This is a genomic window from Brevibacillus sp. NSP2.1, assembly GCF_000470975.2.
Lineage (GTDB): Bacteria > Bacillota > Bacilli > Brevibacillales > Brevibacillaceae > Brevibacillus > Brevibacillus agri.
In genome coordinates this window covers 2093849-2109720 of sequence record NZ_CP048274.1, presented here as the reverse complement: position 1 = coordinate 2109720, position 15872 = coordinate 2093849, and the positions used below count along the sequence as shown (strand labels likewise).

16 protein-coding genes and 1 other annotated feature are annotated in these 15872 nt (G+C 54.0%); of the genes, 2 read left to right on the top strand and 14 right to left on the bottom strand.

The genetic code is table 11. The features are described from left to right. Positions 1 to 140: 140 nt before the first annotated feature. Positions 141 to 1064 carry an NAD(P)/FAD-dependent oxidoreductase gene (locus M655_RS10595; RefSeq protein ID WP_025845025.1) on the top strand — a complete coding sequence of 308 codons (924 nt, stop codon included), beginning with the start codon at positions 141 to 143 and terminating at the stop codon, positions 1062 to 1064. A gap of 21 nt (positions 1065 to 1085) precedes the next feature. Beyond that, entirely contained in the window at positions 1086 to 1571 is a 486-nt protein-coding gene (locus tag M655_RS10590) for an NUDIX domain-containing protein (protein WP_005833429.1), read from the top strand. Between the two features lie 99 nt (positions 1572 to 1670). Here the strand turns inward: M655_RS10590 and M655_RS10585 are convergent, their stop codons facing one another. From M655_RS10585 to sigE, 14 genes are all read right to left on the bottom strand, one after another. Continuing rightward, positions 1671 to 3059: an MFS transporter gene (locus tag M655_RS10585; protein ID WP_007784246.1), complete on the bottom strand. Its 1389-nt coding sequence runs from the start codon at positions 3057 to 3059 to the stop codon at positions 1671 to 1673. Positions 3060 to 3074: 15 nt separating this feature from the next. Beyond that, entirely contained in the window at positions 3075 to 4214 is a 1140-nt protein-coding gene (locus M655_RS10580) for a mandelate racemase/muconate lactonizing enzyme family protein (protein ID WP_005833433.1), read from the bottom strand. Continuing rightward, positions 4201 to 4962 carry a TraR/DksA C4-type zinc finger protein gene (locus tag M655_RS10575; RefSeq protein WP_286086004.1) on the bottom strand — a complete coding sequence of 254 codons (762 nt, stop codon included), beginning with the start codon at positions 4960 to 4962 and terminating at the stop codon, positions 4201 to 4203. Before M655_RS10575 ends, M655_RS10580 begins: the two co-directional genes overlap by 14 nt. Before the next feature lie 565 nt (positions 4963 to 5527). Next, complete coding sequence (locus M655_RS10570) at positions 5528 to 6610, bottom strand: YncE family protein (RefSeq protein ID WP_026557380.1); 1083 nt, start codon at positions 6608 to 6610, stop codon at positions 5528 to 5530. Positions 6611 to 6859: 249 nt separating this feature from the next. After that, the gene (gene ileS / locus M655_RS10565; protein ID WP_026557381.1) at positions 6860 to 9646 is read right to left on the bottom strand and encodes an isoleucine--tRNA ligase; all 2787 of its coding nucleotides are present in this window, start codon (positions 9644 to 9646) and stop codon (positions 6860 to 6862) included. A 47-nt stretch (positions 9647 to 9693) separates the two neighbouring features. After that, positions 9694 to 9956: a binding site (T-box leader), on the bottom strand. Between the two features lie 71 nt (positions 9957 to 10027). Further along, positions 10028 to 10513, bottom strand: a complete 486-nt coding sequence (locus M655_RS10560; RefSeq protein ID WP_007784235.1) for a DivIVA domain-containing protein — start codon at positions 10511 to 10513, stop codon at positions 10028 to 10030. Between the two features lie 99 nt (positions 10514 to 10612). Next, the gene (locus M655_RS10555; RefSeq protein ID WP_007784233.1) at positions 10613 to 11386 is read right to left on the bottom strand and encodes a YlmH family RNA-binding protein; all 774 of its coding nucleotides are present in this window, start codon (positions 11384 to 11386) and stop codon (positions 10613 to 10615) included. A 10-nt stretch (positions 11387 to 11396) separates the two neighbouring features. After that, positions 11397 to 11660 (bottom strand): YggT family protein, encoded by a 264-nt coding sequence (locus tag M655_RS10550; RefSeq protein WP_005832947.1) that lies wholly within the window; start codon positions 11658 to 11660, stop codon positions 11397 to 11399. Between the two features lie 29 nt (positions 11661 to 11689). Then, the gene (locus M655_RS10545; RefSeq protein WP_005832949.1) at positions 11690 to 12115 is read right to left on the bottom strand and encodes a cell division protein SepF; all 426 of its coding nucleotides are present in this window, start codon (positions 12113 to 12115) and stop codon (positions 11690 to 11692) included. Positions 12116 to 12157: 42 nt separating this feature from the next. Then, a complete protein-coding gene (locus M655_RS10540; RefSeq protein WP_026557382.1) occupies positions 12158 to 12862 on the bottom strand; it encodes a YggS family pyridoxal phosphate-dependent enzyme in 705 nt (234 codons plus the stop codon). A 3-nt stretch (positions 12863 to 12865) separates the two neighbouring features. Next, positions 12866 to 13702 carry a peptidoglycan editing factor PgeF gene (pgeF, locus tag M655_RS10535; RefSeq protein ID WP_026557383.1) on the bottom strand — a complete coding sequence of 279 codons (837 nt, stop codon included), beginning with the start codon at positions 13700 to 13702 and terminating at the stop codon, positions 12866 to 12868. A 75-nt stretch (positions 13703 to 13777) separates the two neighbouring features. Beyond that, positions 13778 to 14062, bottom strand: a complete 285-nt coding sequence (locus tag M655_RS10530; RefSeq protein ID WP_005832955.1) for a YlmC/YmxH family sporulation protein — start codon at positions 14060 to 14062, stop codon at positions 13778 to 13780. 160 nt (positions 14063 to 14222) lie between these two features. Then, the gene (sigG, locus tag M655_RS10525) at positions 14223 to 15002 is read right to left on the bottom strand and encodes an RNA polymerase sporulation sigma factor SigG (protein WP_005832957.1); all 780 of its coding nucleotides are present in this window, start codon (positions 15000 to 15002) and stop codon (positions 14223 to 14225) included. A gap of 147 nt (positions 15003 to 15149) precedes the next feature. Then, the gene (gene sigE, locus M655_RS10520) at positions 15150 to 15872 is read right to left on the bottom strand and encodes an RNA polymerase sporulation sigma factor SigE (protein WP_005832959.1); all 723 of its coding nucleotides are present in this window, start codon (positions 15870 to 15872) and stop codon (positions 15150 to 15152) included.

Below are 15872 nucleotides of genomic sequence, written 5' to 3'. Positions count from 1 at the left end.
TTGCTGTCAAATTGTAGGTGACGGTCAAGGCCACGCACCTGTTTTGTCGTTTTGGCGGTGAGTCCTTGCACTCCGGAAACGAAACAGGTAGTCTAAAACTATTGGGAAATCGGAAACAGAAAAGATCGGGGGACTGGAGAGTGGAACACGTACAGGTGCTGATCGCAGGCGGCGGCATCGCGGGTTTGTCTGCCGCTATTTGGTGCCAACGATTGGGGTTGTCTTGCTTGCTGGTGGAAAAATCGGATCGGCTCGGAGGGCAATTGCACCAGATTCACAATGAAATCTGGGATTTTCCTCCGCGGGTGTACCCTCGGGGCGCTTCGCTTCTCGACGAGTTGTACCAGCATCCTACCATCCAAAACCTGAATGTCCGGCTGGGAGAAGAGCTGTTAGCCATTGACCGCGATGCGCACATCGTGACGACCTCCAAGACTGCCTATCGCGTAGACTATCTGCTTATCGCTACGGGCGTTACCCCCAATGAGATCCCGGCCCTCAACGGCTGCAAGCGCGTCCTGCCCCCCGCTTTTTCCACTACAGCGGAAGCTACATCGGTCGCAGGGCTGGCGCTTGCCGTCATCGGCGGAGGGGATCGCGCGCTGGAAAGCGCCGTCAATCTCGCCAGGCATGCGCGCCATGTCTACTTGCTGATCCGCAGCAACCATCTGCGCGCCCGCCCCGAGTGGCTGCGCAAAATCGCGGGGCTGCCCAATTTGTCTTTGCTGTGGGAGACGGAAGTAACAGGCTACCAGGACGAAGGAGAGCGGCTGTGCTTGACGCTGGCCTCGCGACGGCCTGAAAATCCGCCAACGCTGGCCGTCGACTGGATTTTGCCGCGCATCGGCGTCCATGGCAACTGCGCAGGGCTGGGCGGCCTTGCCACGTTTGGCGAAGGGTATTTGAAAACAGATGAATTTCAGCGCGCGGACGATTCGTGGATTTACGGCACGGGTGACGCCACCAATGGAGCCGCCTATGCCAGCCTGTCCCTCGCTGTCGGGCAAGCGATGAAAGCAGTCAAGCATATTTCCATGCAATATCGCTCATCTACCCCGTTCTGATCGTAGAAAGGAGAGCTGTTCTTGTACGCTTTTTCAGATGATTTCGGTTTGCCTGTGCAGTTGACCTTTGACCCCGACGAATATCGCCTTCATCCGGCAGGCCACGTGCTCATTCTCCCTTTTTATGACGGAAAGCTGCTGTTTACCCGCCACCGCAGCCGGGGCGTAGAGCTGCCCGGAGGAAAAATCGAGCCTGGCGAAAGCAGTCTCGCCGCTGCCGTCCGGGAAGTGTACGAAGAGACGGGAGCTGTGCTGGAAGGCATTGAGCGAATCGGCCAGTACACGCTTGCCGGCGGACAGCGAAAAGACATCTACATCGCAAAAGTGCTTACATACGCTGCGACGCCTTCTGGCTCTGACGTGACCGAAACCGTCCTCTTCGACACCATTCCGCGTGATATCAAAAGCGACGGGCAGTTCAGCCGCATTTTGCGCGACGATGTCTATCCTCTGACGCTGGAAAGAGCGTTGCTGCATCCGTTTGCTGCCCCATCTGTCCGCTCCTGACCATAAGCGCATAAGCTGTTCACACAAACAAACAGGCACGTCCCTGCTGCTGCTTCGATCCCCATTTTCCTGAGGGAGAGCTGCGCAGGGCTGCCTGTTTCAGTTTTTTTCCTTTTCTTTTTTCCCGGACAAGATACGTGCAAACAAGTCGTTCACATCGAAGCCGTACTTCTCGATCGCCCGCGCCCGCCGCTTTTCCTGCTGCGTCCCCGGCTCGATCCCGAGCACCTCTGACACTTGCCGCCACGCCTTCGTTTCGCGCTCTTTGGCAGCATCCTGCTCCTGGTTTTGCCCGCCTTGTTCGGCCTGCTTCGGCTTCAAGAAAAAAATGGCCAAAATCGCGAAGACAAGCGACAAGCCGGCAATCGAGAAAAACATGACCGTCCGGGAGATGCCGAGCAGCCAGGTGAAAATCGGCGGCCCGACAGCCACGCCGATAAAGCGGACGCCGCTGTACAAAGACGTAATCATGCCCCGCTCCGCTTTTTGCACCGCTCCTACAATCATCGAGTTCAGGCAAGGCAAAATCATGCCTGTACCGATGCTGCCGATGATGAGAATGCCGATCAGCGCATAGGCGCCTTTTACAAAGCTGGCGAGAACGTACGACGCCGCGAGCAGAAACATCCCGACGATCACAAACAGGCGCATCAGGCCTAGCTTCTTTTTGATAATCAGCCCTGTCACATAGGCAGCGATGCTCATGACGAGCAGCGGAATCGCCAAAAATCCGCCTTTGATGACGCCGTCGATCTTGTATTTTTCCTCCAGCAGATCAGACAGGTAGAACAGAACGCCAAACAGCGTGAACAGGCAGATGCTGCCGATAAAAAACGCGGGAACGAGCCATTTGCCGTGCTGCTTAAACACCTGTGCGATTCTGTGCAAATACTGCTTGACCGGAAGCGGCTGCCGCTCCTGCTTCTTTTCCTTGGTCAAAAACAGGAACAGCACAAGGACGACGCCGCAAATGATCGGGAAAGCGAGAAAGACCATGTACCAGGAAATGAGCGCAAGCAGCGCCCCGAAAATGGGACTGAGCACTTTGCCCATCCCGTTCGATGTCTCCATCAGGCCGAGCGCTTTGCTCTCTGACGCTCCCTCGAACAGATCGCCGACCAGCGCCATGGCAATCGGCGCTGTCCCGGCTGCGCCGATCCCTTGCAGGACGCGCCCGCCCATGATGAGCATGTACGGCTGATCGAGCCAGAGTGCCGCAAGCCCCGCCAACAGCCCGCCCGTCCCGTACAGGGCGAGCGAGATCAGGATGACGATTTTGCGGCCAAAACGGTCAGACAAGTATCCAGCCAGCGGAATCACGATTCCGGCGGCAATGGAAAAAGCCGTAATCAACAGACTGGTCTGGAGCGAAGTCAGCTCCATCTTGTTTTTCATCGTGGGCAGGACGGGAATGAGCATCGAGTTGCCAAGCACCATGACTAACGGAATCCCTGTCAGCCCAATCAGGTTTTTCGCATTTTGCGCCATACGAAACTCCTCGTCTCACGCATATGCGCTGCCATCCCAGCGCGTGGCGTTGATAATCTCCCAATTCGGCTCCATGCCGATCCCCACTCCGCTCGGGATGGCTACTTCACCGTTGACTGGGTACAGCGGAAAGAGGTGTGTGAACGGATTTTCCATGACATCCCACTCGACTGGCTCGATCTGTTCGCTGTCCATTTTGCTCCAGGCAGGCAAGCATGCTTGCGCGAACAGCGTGTACAGCCGAGCCAGCCCGCCATCAAACGAATGCGGCGACACGCGATAGCCAAATTCCCGCGCCATTTGCAGATGGGTCCGGTAGCTCTCGATCCCTTCTGTGTGCAGCAAATCCGGCTGTGCGATATCGAGCGCCCCCGCTTTGAATAGCGGCAAAAACTGCGCACAGCGGACCAGGTTTTCCCCGCCCGCAAGCGGAATGGGCAATGCGGCACGCAGCTTGGCGTATTCTTCCGTGCGCTCCATCGGCATCGGCTCTTCCAGCCACAGCCAGTTCGGATAGCGCTCGATTATGCGCGTCCACTGTCTGGTGGTCGCCAGATCGTAGCTTTGGTTGGCGTCAAGCGCCACCTGTACCTCCGGCGAGAGCATGTCCATCAACTGAACAATGTGCGCCTGATCTTCTCGAACGGAGCGGCCGCCGATTTTTACCTTGAACCTGGTGAATCCTGCTGCGAGAGCGGCTGCCACCTGGTTGAGCGAGTGCGTCATCCAGTCCTCGCGCTCCGCATACGACTGAAAGGATGCGTAGACGGGAATGGTCCGGTGGAGCGCCCCGCCCCATAGCTGGCAGACCGACATCCCCGCTGCCTTGGCGACGATCTCTGTCAACGCCATGCTGACCCCTGCTGCCGATCGCTGGTGCCATTTGTTGACGATCGCTGCGATCTGTGTCCGGCTGGACGCATGCTTGCCGAGCAAAAAAGGGACGATCCGCTCGCGAAACCCGCGGTCCAGGGTGGGCAGCCAATCGACAATTTCGCCCCAGCCATCGATCCCGGCTTGCGTGATGATGCGGATGAGGTACGTGCTGCGGTAGCGCTTGTACCCGTTGGCGTCCCCGTAGGCTTGCGTCAAGCGGTGCAACAGCGGATAAGTCTCGACGCGTTCGATCAGCAGACTGCGGTCATTCCACGCCATCGCGCCCCTCGCGCGGTTCGTTTTGCGACTCATACTCGTCGTAGGGGAGGAAGTTGCCTTTTCCTTCGCCTTTGTGCATGTAGTCTTCGTATGTTGCACTGCGCATGAAGTGCACGCTGTCGGGACCATGGTAGCCGTCGATATCGGTGTAGCCGATTTCTTCTACGGCTTCGACGTACCCATCCGGCTCGTCGCTTTCGATGTACATTTCGCCATAGTCGGCTTTATCGCTGTCCTGGAAGGAGAACGGCGTGCTGGATGTGCCCCACGACTCGACGATCTGCCAGGCGTCTTCCCCGTCGAAGCCGTTTTGCCCTTCTTTTTCGTCGAGCGACGTGCGGCCAAACGGGGGCTGCAAAAACTCTTCCTCGATCGGCCGGGATTCGTTCACATGGGGCGCAGGCGCGTGTTCCTTGCACGTCTGCGCCTGGGGCAAGGCTTCGAGTCGCTCGGCAGGAATCGGCTCGCCACAGACGGTGCACAGCCCGTATGTCCCTTCTTCCATGCGGGTCAGCGCCTGTTCGATTTCTTTTAATGTCTCGCGGTCGAGGCTGTCGAGGGCGAGGTCTTTTTCCCGTTCAAACAGCTCGCTGCCGATGTCGGCCGGATGGTTATCGTACATGGAAAATTCCTGCAAGGAGGTCGTCATCGGCTCTCGCATGCCGTAATGATCCTGTACGCGGTCTTCGAGTTCTTTTTTCTGCGCAAGCAGCTTTTCCCTGAAGCTGGCCAGCATTTTTGGGTCCACGTCGGCCACCACCTTTGTTTGGTTTCCTCAACTGGTAGTATGGCTTTGCAGGCGGGAAATAACCGTTTGAAGTGATTGGGGAAGGGTATGGGTGTGGCTTGTTCGTTCGGTTCTCGTGCTCTGCAAGACCCTGGCTCCGTCAAGCTTACTTGTCAACCTCGGCTTGCGGATTGTTCGTTGCTGTTTTGTCAGGTATAGCAGCTTTTGGTGTTCGCTCGGTTTTCTTTTTTAAAAGCTTCTTAATCGTTGCTTCCCTGGAGGCGAGGAAAGAGGAGAAATCGCTGTAGCTTCTTGGGGCCCCTGCAGGAAGCTTTGCTGCCCGGCTCCGTGGAAAAAACGAAACCGCGTCCAAAGTGGTTGACTCAGGATGCTTCTCAGCGTGGACGCTTAAAAGCGTGTTTCGTTTTTTCCACTCCGCCTCGGTCGGGACCCCAAAGAGCTTTCGCGGATTTCTCCTCTTTCCTCGTCAGGGGCTTGTAGTTGTTCGGCGAGGCTTAAAAAATTTGCTTATGCAACGGAAAAACCGCGCAGCAAAAAACAGCCCTGTTAGTGAAGGGCCGTTTCATTATTCTTTCGGTATGGGATTGCTTGAGTCTGGAACAACCAGCACTTTTGTCGGCCACTCGCCAACGTCCACTTGCTGTATTTGCTTTCGCTCCTGCGTATCAATCACGCTTACCGTTCCCGGCACAAAATTCGCAACAAGAAGATGGGAGCCAGCCAGGGCAATGGAAGACGGGGTTTCCGAGCGAATCTTGGTTATCAGCTTCATTGTTTTCAAGTCGTAGACGGAAATCATCTCCCCGCTCATATCCAAATCCGTATAATGATTGATAAAAGCAAGATCGTCCTTCTGCACAATCTGCTGCGGGAACGACTCTTCCAGATCGATTTCCTGTAAAACGGAATCATTCTTTTTGTCCAACACTTTTATTTTACTTGTATAGGCTTCTGGCTGCTTTACCCATCTCGGCTTTGGCCCTTTGGCGAATCCCGCATAGACCGCGATATTTTTTTCCGGATACGAAATGACATTGGTAGGCGGAAGCTCTTGCGGCATGTCTGTCGTTTCCAGTATTTCGTATTTTCCGGCTGTCCCTTTCCCCACGCGAACTTTTTTGGCATACGGGCCAAATTTGTACGGTCCTCCCGCATTGACATACAACGTGACTCCATTCGCTTCGGGGATGAAGGGACGGGCAGCGCCGGGAACCATTAACGTGTCAATGAGCGATAAAGATTGCAAATCGACAAGCATAAGCGGAAAGCCAGATTGTTGGACCGAAGAGGAAGCGATATAGGCCACCCGATCATGAATAAATATTTTCTGGGGAATGTAGGGCAAGGTTAGCGTTTGATACGAGAGATCATGGACGTTTATGGCATACAAGTTTTTCAACGCCGGCTCAATTCCACAGTCAATCGCGTACAAGGTCTGCCCATCCACCTGCCCATCAATCAGAAATTCGCCGATTTTCTTTTCCCCTACGACCTTGTAGTCTTTATTCAAGATGACGACATTGGCTTTCCCCCTCTCTTTGATAACGGCCAAATGCGGTGTTTCCTTTTTTACAGGTAATTCTTTCACCGTCTGACAAGCCGTTGACAAAAGGATGATTACCAGAAGAAACACCAAGTATTTTTTCATACGGATCCCCCTCCAATCATACGGAAAAACGGACCGAAACAAAGCTGCCTCGGTCCATTGACAGAAAAAATTACCAACCAAACCCATTTGTGGTTATTATGGCATAGTCATTTACTTTATCGTAAATTAATATTTTGCAATTTTGTTAATAATTTTCACCAAAATCTTCGACCATAGTTCGACCATAGATGGGACCGAAAAAACCTGCCATCCCTTTAGGAATGACAGGTCCTGAAAAAACATCTGAAATTACGATTCAGCTACATGCGCATAATGCTGCTCCACGATATCTGCGCAGCGCACGCAGATCGACGGATGCGCTTCGCGGGCGCCTACGTCCTGCTTCACGACGCGGCAGCGTTCGCATTTTTGGCCGTCAGCCGCGGAGACGACAACCGCGATGCCTTCGAGTTGGGCAGCTTCTGCCGGAGCGGCTTCGCCTTGGGCGTGCAGGTCGACATGAGCGACGATGAACAGGTCGGCCAGATCGTCCATGGCTGCCAATGCTTTTGCTGCTTCCTCTGTTTGCGGATAGAGCGCCAGCTTGGCGTCGACGGAGTTGCCGAATACTTTGTTGCGGCGCGCTTCTTCCATCGCTTTGAGCACCTCGTCGCGGACAGCGAGGAACGCGTCCCATTTGCTTTCCGCTTCGGCAGAGAAGCTCAGGTGCTGCTCGTCGCCTTCCGGCATGTCGGTCAACTGCACGCTTGGCTCGGTCACGCCCGGGATGAAGGACCATACCTCGTCGGCGGTATGCGGCAAAATCGGCGCTACCAGCTTCACCAGGCTGAGCAGGCAATCGTACATGACCGTTTGGGCAGCGCGGCGTTTTGCGCTGTCAGGCGCTTCGACGTACAGACGGTCTTTGCAGATGTCCAGGTAGAAAGCAGACAGGTCGATCACGCAGAAGTTGTGCACCGCATGGAAAACCGTATGGAACTGGTATTCGTCATACGCCTTGCGGGAGCGCTTGACGACCTTCGCAGCTTTTGCCAAGACATAACGGTCCAGCTCGCCCAGTTGCTCATACGCTACGCGGTCTTTCGCCGGGTCAAATCCATCGAGGTTGCCCAGCAGGAAGCGGAACGTGTTGCGGATTTTGCGGTACACCTCGGCGATCTGGTTCAGGATCGCATCGGAAATGCGCACGTCTGCCTGGTAATCGACAGAAGCTACCCACAGGCGCAGGATGTCGGCGCCCAGCTTGTCGATGACTTGCTGCGGCACAACCACGTTGCCGAGCGACTTGGACATTTTGCGTCCTTCTCCGTCGAGAGCAAAGCCGTGGCTCAGTACCGCCTTGTACGGTGCCGTGCCATAGACGGCAACGCCTGTGGACAGCGAAGAGTTGAACCAGCCGCGATATTGGTCGGAGCCTTCCAGGTACATGTCAGCCGGCCATGCGATGCCGCGCTCGCGCAGAACCGCCTGGTGGGAAGAACCGGAGTCGAACCATACGTCCATGATGTCTGTTTCTTTGCGGAAATCTTTGCAGTCGCACTTGCTGCAAGCAAGCCCTTCCGGAATCAGCTCGTTTGCTTCGCGGGCAAACCAGACAGCGGAGCCTTCTTTGCGGAACAGCTCGGCAATGTGGTTGATCGTCGTGTCGTTGATGATCGGCTCATTGCACGATTTGCAATAAAAAATCGGAATCGGAACGCCCCAGACGCGCTGGCGGGAAATGCACCAGTCGCCGCGGTCGGCGATCATGTTCGCCAGACGGGTTTCTCCCCAATGCGGAATCCATTTCACGTTTTTGATCGCTTCGAGCATTTGCTCGCGGAAGCCGTCGATGGAAGCGAACCATTGCTCTGTCGCACGGTAAATCACCGGCTTTTTCGTCCGCCAGTCGTGCGGGTAGGAGTGCGTAAAGAAGTTAAGCTTCAGGAGCGCTCCGTTTTCTTTCAGCTTCTCGGTGACCGCCTTGTTGGCATCTTCGTAGAAAAGGCCTTCAAAACCAGGAGCCTCACTGGTCATTTTTCCTTCATGGTCAACCGGGCAAAGCACGCCGAGATTGTATTTTTGTCCGACGGCAAAGTCGTCTTCCCCGTGTCCAGGAGCGGTATGCACGCAGCCTGTACCGGCATCCAGTGTCACGTGCTCGCCCAAAATCAGCGGCGATGTACGGTCGTAGATCGGATGCTTCGTCACTACGCCCTCCAGCTCCTGTCCTTTGAAGCTGGCGAGAACTTCTACGTTTTCCCAGCCGATTTCCTTGCTGGCTGCTTCGATCAGGCCGTTTGCCACGAGGAATTTGCGGCCATCGGCTTTGACGACGCTGTACTCCAGTTCAGGATGAAGCGAGATCGCCAGGTTTGCCGGGATCGTCCACGGTGTGGTCGTCCAGATGACAACGCCTGTTTCGGTATCCAGCTTGCCTTTGCCATCTACGACCTGGAAGCTTACGTAGATGGAAGGAGAACGCTTGTCTTTGTATTCGATTTCCGCATCAGCCAGTGCCGTCTCGGAAGACGGAGACCAGTAGACACAGCGAAGTCCTTTGTAAATGTAGCCTTTTTTCGCCATCTCGCCGAACACGCGAATTTGGTTGGCTTCGTACTCAGGCAAAAGCGTGACATACGGATTTTCCCAGTCGCCGCGAACACCCAGTCGCTTGAACTGATCGCGCTGCTTGTCGATGTAGGACCAGGCGTACTCTTCGCAACGCTTGCGGAAGTCGTTGACCTCGATGTTGCGGCGATCCAGTCCTTGAGCGTTGACAATCGCCTGCTCAATCGGCAAGCCGTGCGTATCCCAGCCCGGGATGTACGGCGCGTAGAAACCTGCCATGGACTTGTAGCGAACGATGAAGTCCTTGAGAATTTTATTCAGCGCGTGCCCGATGTGGATGTCTCCGTTCGCATAAGGAGGGCCATCATGCAAAACGAACGAAGGGCGTCCTTCCGTGCGGGCAAGCACTTGTTGATAAATGTTTTGCTCTTCCCACTTCTCCTGGATTTGCGGCTCGCGTGTCGGCAAGTTGCCGCGCATCGGGAAATCGGTTTTCGGTAGCGATAAGGTTTTGCTGTAGTCCATAGCCTGCTTCACTCCTAAAAATAAATAAAAGCCTTCCTTCATCCCAAAAAAGGGACGAGAGAAGGCTCCCGTGGTACCACCCTGATTGAACAAACCCGTCGGCAAACATGCAGAGGGATTCGTTCCACTCGTTCATTCGTAACGGGAATGACGCGCTCACTTACTTGCCTGCCTCAACAACGTGCGGCCAAGCTTTCGGATTTTGAACTCCCGGGTGATTTTCAGCAGAGGCGACTGGTCGGGCTTTCACCTGTTCCCGACTCTCTTTGACAGTGCTGTTCCGCGTACTCTTCCCGTTCATCGTCTTGTCGTGATATGGATTAATGTTTTCGAAAAAGTTGTTTTTCATTATAGTACCATCATCGACACAACGTCAATGTTTTATTCAACAACTACCGCAGAATCCGCCTGCTCGATGTCGTCCCATGCTCCGTGCTCCAGCATTTCCAGTTGGGCCTCCAGCAGCGTGCGGAAGCGCATGCGGTAAACGGACGCGCGTTTTTTCAATTCTTCGATTTCAATCGCAATTTTGCGAGACTTCGCCAAGGCTTCGTTGACAATCCGGTCCGCGTTTTTCTCGGCTTCCTTCAAGATCAGTTGCGCTTCCTTGCGGGCATTGGACTTGACATCCTCCGCCGTCTCCTGAGCGACGAGAATCGACTTGCTCAAGTTTTCTTCCAGGCTCTTATAGTGGTCCACACGCTCATTGAGAATGGCGATCCGTTCTTCCATTTCCTTTTTCTCTTTAATCAGGAGTTCAAAGTCTTTGATGACCTGATCGAGAAATTCGTTCACTTCGTCAATGTTGTAGCCGCGAAAGCCTGTGCTGAATTCTTTATTGTGTATATCCAATGGCGTTAATGGCACATGAACCCCCCACTTTTCCCGATAATTCGTACTTATGTTTTCGACAGAATCGACATTGTTTCCTGCCTTATTTTACATTTTTTTGCGCCCTCGTTCATTTTATGTAACCAGTCCGACAATCATGCGCAGTCTTCCGCTGCGCGTCGGGCCGGCTATCTCCAAAATTTTAAACCGCCCGTATCCGGCGAGCGACACCATGTCGCCTTGCTGCAATTGGGTCGAAGGATCTTCCGTAACCTTCCAGTTGACCTTGACTTTGCCCGCGCGAATCGGCACCAGTGCCTTGGCCCGGGACATATTGTGCACTTCCCCGATTACCGCATCAATTCGCGGCGAAGGCACGGTGATCGTTTTTTCGGCAAAGCGGGTCGCAGGCGGGGTAAACGACTCCCACGCCACGCGTTCAAACTGCACCGAGGTCCGGTGAATCTGCGTCACCTGCGTGCAGACAAAATCCGCGACTTCCTCGGCCACAATCGCATAGCATGTCCCGACGTCCGTCAGCATGTCGCCGAACTTTTCCCGCTTCATCCCCGCATGCAGCAGCGCTCCCATCACATCGCGATGCTCCAGGGTGTGGAAGCGCTGGTCTGCCTTGATTGCCAACAGGGCAAGCCGGAAGTCCTCGGGCTCCACTTCGATGTACTCCGGATGAATGAGGACGCGCACCCGCTCGGCGCCTTCATAGCCGCCGCTCGCGGAAATTTTCACATCGCGCACTTGCGACGTAAGGCTTTTCATAATGTGCCATTGCCGTGGATCCACAAAATCAGTAAGGCGCATGGCCTGCTTACGCTCTACCAGCGTCAGCATTTCCAGCGCCCGTTCCACAAAGGGACGTTCTTCTTTTGCAAAATGATCGAATACGCTCATAGCACTCGTCCTACAGCAGTTTTTCCAGAATGCTGAACAAGCCATACTGGGCAAAGCGAAGGGCAATCAAAGCGACGATGGGCGAAATATCAATGAAACCGAGTGTGGGAATAAATCGGCGAAACGGAGCCAGATAAGGCTCTACCAGTCTCTCTAGCAGTTGGCCGATGCCAGTCGCCCGCATTTGCGGCACCCATGACATCAAAATGTAGGCAATAATCATGTACTGATACACTGTAAAAGCAAAATTTAAAATGGTAAACAAGTACGCCATTAGCTCACCCTTTTTATCGTGTTAGTCCGTTACTCTTCCATAACGCTGGAGATCGTTCCTTGAATATCTACATGGTCCGGGGTGCATACAAAAATCGTATCGCCCACCTTTTGAATGTCTCCATTCAGCGCGTAAACCGTCCCGCTCAAAAAGTCGATAATTCTTTTGGCCTGATCTTTTTCCACCCGATGCAGATTGACTACCACAGGTCTGCGATGACGAAGGTTGTCGGCAATGTCTTGCGCATCGCTATAATGACGGGGCTCACAGAGAATCAAACGGATTCCCTCCTTTTCCCGCGCTTGGAACGGCACTACGTTATTGGCCCGGCTGACAGGCTGCTGCTTTTTGTGGTGAGAATCGTATTCGTCGCGTTCCTCTTCTACCGTGGTTTCCTCGATGTATTCCTCGTTATCTAGCCCCAGAAACCCCATCAATTTGTTCATGACACCCATACGCTACCTCCTCTCCTGCTCGTTGTCGCGTCTGTTTCTTCCCTATTCCGGCTTGACCAAAACAGAGCCAAGACGAATATATGTAGCTCCCTCTTCAATTGCCACTTCAAAATCACTGGACATGCCCATGGACAATTCTTCTATGTGAGCATGCGGGAACGCGCATTCATTGATCCGCGCTTTCCACTCGCACAGTCCGCGAAATACAGGTCGCGCCTCCTCCTGATCTTCGACAACAGGCGCCATCGTCATTAATCCGACGATCTTTATATGTTTCATATTACTGGTTTCACGCAAAAAAGCCAATACATCGTTGGGACTAAGCCCAAATTTTGTCTCTTCCCCGGAAATATTGACCTGCAAAAAGCAGTTGACGACCTGGTCGATCGCCTCGGCTCGGCGATTCAGCTCCTGGGCGAGCGAGAGGCGGTCCAGCGAATGAATGTACGGGAAACGCCCGACGACTTCTTTTGCCTTGTTCGTTTGCAGATGCCCGATAAAATGCCAGATGCCTCTCTCTTTGTGCAACTCGTATTTCGGCAAGGCATCCTGCACCCGGTTTTCCCCGATATGCTCGATCCCGACATCCAGCAAATCACCGATGGCCTGCTCGTCGACGTATTTGGTCACAGCGATGATTTTCACTTCCTCGCGCCGACGGTTCGCCCTCTCGCAAGCCGCCTGAATGCGCGTCTCAATCGCCGCCAATCTTTCTTTCAACACTTCCTGCTCCTTGATTTTCACGATGCCCTATCTCCCTTCTGTTTCCTTCCAGCCGATATACGAAGCCATTCGTCCTGTCATTTTGCCCGGTCCGGCTTCTTTTCGATGCGAGAAAAACAAGTCTGTCCGGCAGCTTGTACACCAGTCCGTCACCAACATATTTGCCCGGGAAATCCCCGCTTCCCGCAAAATTTCCGTATTTAACTGCCGCAAATCGAGCATGTACTTCCCTTCTGTGGAGGCAGAGACTGCCGTCTTCCAGTTTTCCGCACTCGTCCGCACCTGCGTCATGATCCGTTCATCCACCTCGTAGCAGCAACCCCCGATGGATGGCCCAATCGCGACGCGGATGTCCCCCGGCTTCGCCTTATAGTGCGTTTGCAGCGCCTTCACCATTTCCTCGGCAATACGCCCGACCGTCCCTTTCCAGCCTGCGTGGGCAAGCCCGATCGCTCCTGATGCCGGGTCGAGAAAATAAAGCGGAACGCAATCAGCGTAAAACGACGTCAGCAAGACTCCCTTTTGCTGCGTGAACAGCCCGTCTGTTGCGGCAATGACGTCTCCGAGGCTCTCTTTTCCCGCACCTCCCGCCGTCACCTGACAGACGCGGTTGCCGTGCACCTGGTCGGCGCATGTCCACGCCTCAAACGGCATCCCGACATGCTCGGCCAGCTTTTTTCGATTCGCGATCACATGCGCCGGGTCGTCTCCCACGTGCAGTCCCATATTAAACGAGCCGTACGGTTCCTCACTTTCCCCGCCAAGGCGAACCGTAAAGCCCGCCACGAGCCCCGGGAAATGCGCTTGCCAGTCCGCCAGCGCCAAAATGGATTTTTCCTCTTCCAAGACAAACGGTTCTCTCATCCTGTCACCTTCCTCATATGGCTTATCATACCATAGCCGAAAAGAAAAGAAAGGCTAACTGCCGCCTTTCTCCCTTTACTCCCTGTATTCATCTCCGCCAGAGGTTCTGGCTTCTACCTTGAGTGCCTCCTCCATCCGGACCAGCACCACATCTTTCCCGATCTTCACAATATTGCGCCACGGAATGACGTAATCATTCCCGGAGGAAAAGAACCCGAGGAATTTGCCTGGCCCCGGCACGACAATCGCTTCCACGCGTCCGTGGCGCAGATCAATCTCCAAATCGGATATCGTCCCCAGCCGCTTCCCATCCAGGATGTTCACCACTTCTTTTGTCTGGAAGTCAGAGATTTTTACCATTCTCCTCACCCACTTTTCTCCGTTACTTTCAGTATATGAACCAGCGGGAGAATATGTCCTCCTCGGCCCGAAAAAACAAGAGCGGCTCTTTGCGGCGGAGCGCCTGCGGGAATAAAAAAACCCAACGGTACAAGACCGTCGGGACCTATGTCGTTTCTCATTACGATTGGACGTGCTTTTGCATATGGGCGATGGCTGCCTTCTCCAGCCGGGAAACTTGTGCCTGCGAAATTCCGATTTCCTCTGCTACTTCCATCTGGGTTTTTCCCTCGTAAAAGCGCATGGATAAAATCATTTTTTCCCGATCACCCAGACGTTGCATCCCTTCGCGGAGGGCGATTTCTTCGACCCATGTGACATCCTTGTTCTTTTCATCGCTGATTTGATCCATGACGTAGATGGGATCTCCCCCATCCTGATAGATCGGCTCAAAAAGCGAGACGGGGTCCTGAATCGCATCGAGCGCGAACACGACGTCCTCCTTGGCGACGTTCAATTCCTGAGAAATCTCGGTAATGGTGGGCTCTCGCGAATGCTTGTTGGTCAGGTTGTCTCGCACCTGAAGGGCTTTGTAGGCGATGTCCCGCAGCGAACGGGAAACGCGAATCGGGTTGTTGTCGCGCAGATAGCGCCTGATCTCCCCGATAATCATCGGGACGGCGTACGTAGAGAACTTCACGTTTTGCCCCAGATCAAAGTTGTCGATCGCTTTCATCAATCCGATGCAGCCTACTTGAAACAGATCGTCGACGAACTCTCCGCGATTGTTGAACCGCTGAATCACACTCAACACCAGACGCAGGTTGCCGTTGACCAGTTTCTCACGGGCAGCCAGCTCACCGCTTTGCAGGCGCTCAAACAAATCACGCATTTCTTTGTTTGTCAGCACCGGAAGCTTGGAAGTATCTACCCCGCATATCTCTACCTTATTGCGCGTCACGTCTTTCCCTCCTCGAAGCAAGAAAAAAGTCCCTAACCCGGTTGTCTTGAAAGGCCGCGTACTGACGCGTAGCCGCCAAGAAGGTGGCAAAAGCCACCATCTGTTACGGTTTAGGAACAGTATCCCCTGAGGCTGGGAAAATATGCGCTAGACCATTTTGTTGAATTCTTTTCGCAACCGTTTTATAATTCGCTTTTCCAAACGGGAAATATACGACTGGGAGATTCCGAGCAGATCGGCCACGTCTTTTTGTGTCTTCTCCTCTTCGCCTGCCAGGCCGAAGCGCAGCTCCATGATGATCCGCTCCCGCTCGGACAGCTTATCCAGCGCTTTTTTCAACAGCTTGCGGTCCACCTGGTCCTCGATGTTTTTGTAGATCGTGTCGTTTTCCGTGCCGAGCACATCCGACAGCAACAGCTCGTTGCCATCCCAGTCGATGTTGAGCGGCTCGTCAAAAGACACCTCGGAGCGGATTTTGTTGTTGCGGCGCAAATACATCAAAATCTCGTTTTCGATACAGCGGGAGGCGTATGTCGCCAGCTTGATGTTTTTCTCCGGGTCAAACGTGTTGACCGCTTTAATCAAGCCGATCGTCCCGATGCTGACCAAATCCTCAATGTTGATCCCCGTATTTTCGAACTTGCGGGCAATGTAGACGACCAGCCGCAGATTGCGCTCGATCAGCATACCGCGCACCGCAGGATCGCCCGATGGCAGGCGTCCCAGGAGCACTTCCTCTTCTTCTCGCGTCAACGGTGGAGGCAATGCTTCACTCCCGCCAATATAATAGACTTCTTCAGCGCGTACACCAATCCACAGCAGGAAACGGTACCAGGTCAACTGGAGTTGTAGGCGAAGTTTTACATACAT

Excerpts from the sequence above, each read along its gene's own strand:
- M655_RS10550 (WP_005832947.1), bottom strand. The coding sequence starts at position 11,660 with ATGGCGTACTTGTTTACCATTTTAAATTTTGCTTTTACAGTGTATCAG.
- sigE (WP_005832959.1), bottom strand. The coding sequence starts at position 15,872 with ATGTATGTAAAACTTCGCCTACAACTCCAGTTGACCTGGTACCGTTTC.
- M655_RS10585 (WP_007784246.1), bottom strand. The coding sequence starts at position 3,059 with ATGGCGCAAAATGCGAAAAACCTGATTGGGCTGACAGGGATTCCGTTA.
- M655_RS10570 (WP_026557380.1), bottom strand. The coding sequence starts at position 6,610 with ATGAAAAAATACTTGGTGTTTCTTCTGGTAATCATCCTTTTGTCAACG.
- M655_RS10555 (WP_007784233.1), bottom strand. The coding sequence starts at position 11,386 with ATGAGCGTATTCGATCATTTTGCAAAAGAAGAACGTCCCTTTGTGGAA.
- M655_RS10545 (WP_005832949.1), bottom strand. The coding sequence starts at position 12,115 with ATGGGTGTCATGAACAAATTGATGGGGTTTCTGGGGCTAGATAACGAG.
- M655_RS10530 (WP_005832955.1), bottom strand. The coding sequence starts at position 14,062 with ATGGTAAAAATCTCTGACTTCCAGACAAAAGAAGTGGTGAACATCCTG.
- pgeF (WP_026557383.1), bottom strand. The coding sequence starts at position 13,702 with ATGAGAGAACCGTTTGTCTTGGAAGAGGAAAAATCCATTTTGGCGCTG.
- ileS (WP_026557381.1), bottom strand. The coding sequence starts at position 9,646 with ATGGACTACAGCAAAACCTTATCGCTACCGAAAACCGATTTCCCGATG.
- M655_RS10580 (WP_005833433.1), bottom strand. The coding sequence starts at position 4,214 with ATGGCGTGGAATGACCGCAGTCTGCTGATCGAACGCGTCGAGACTTAT.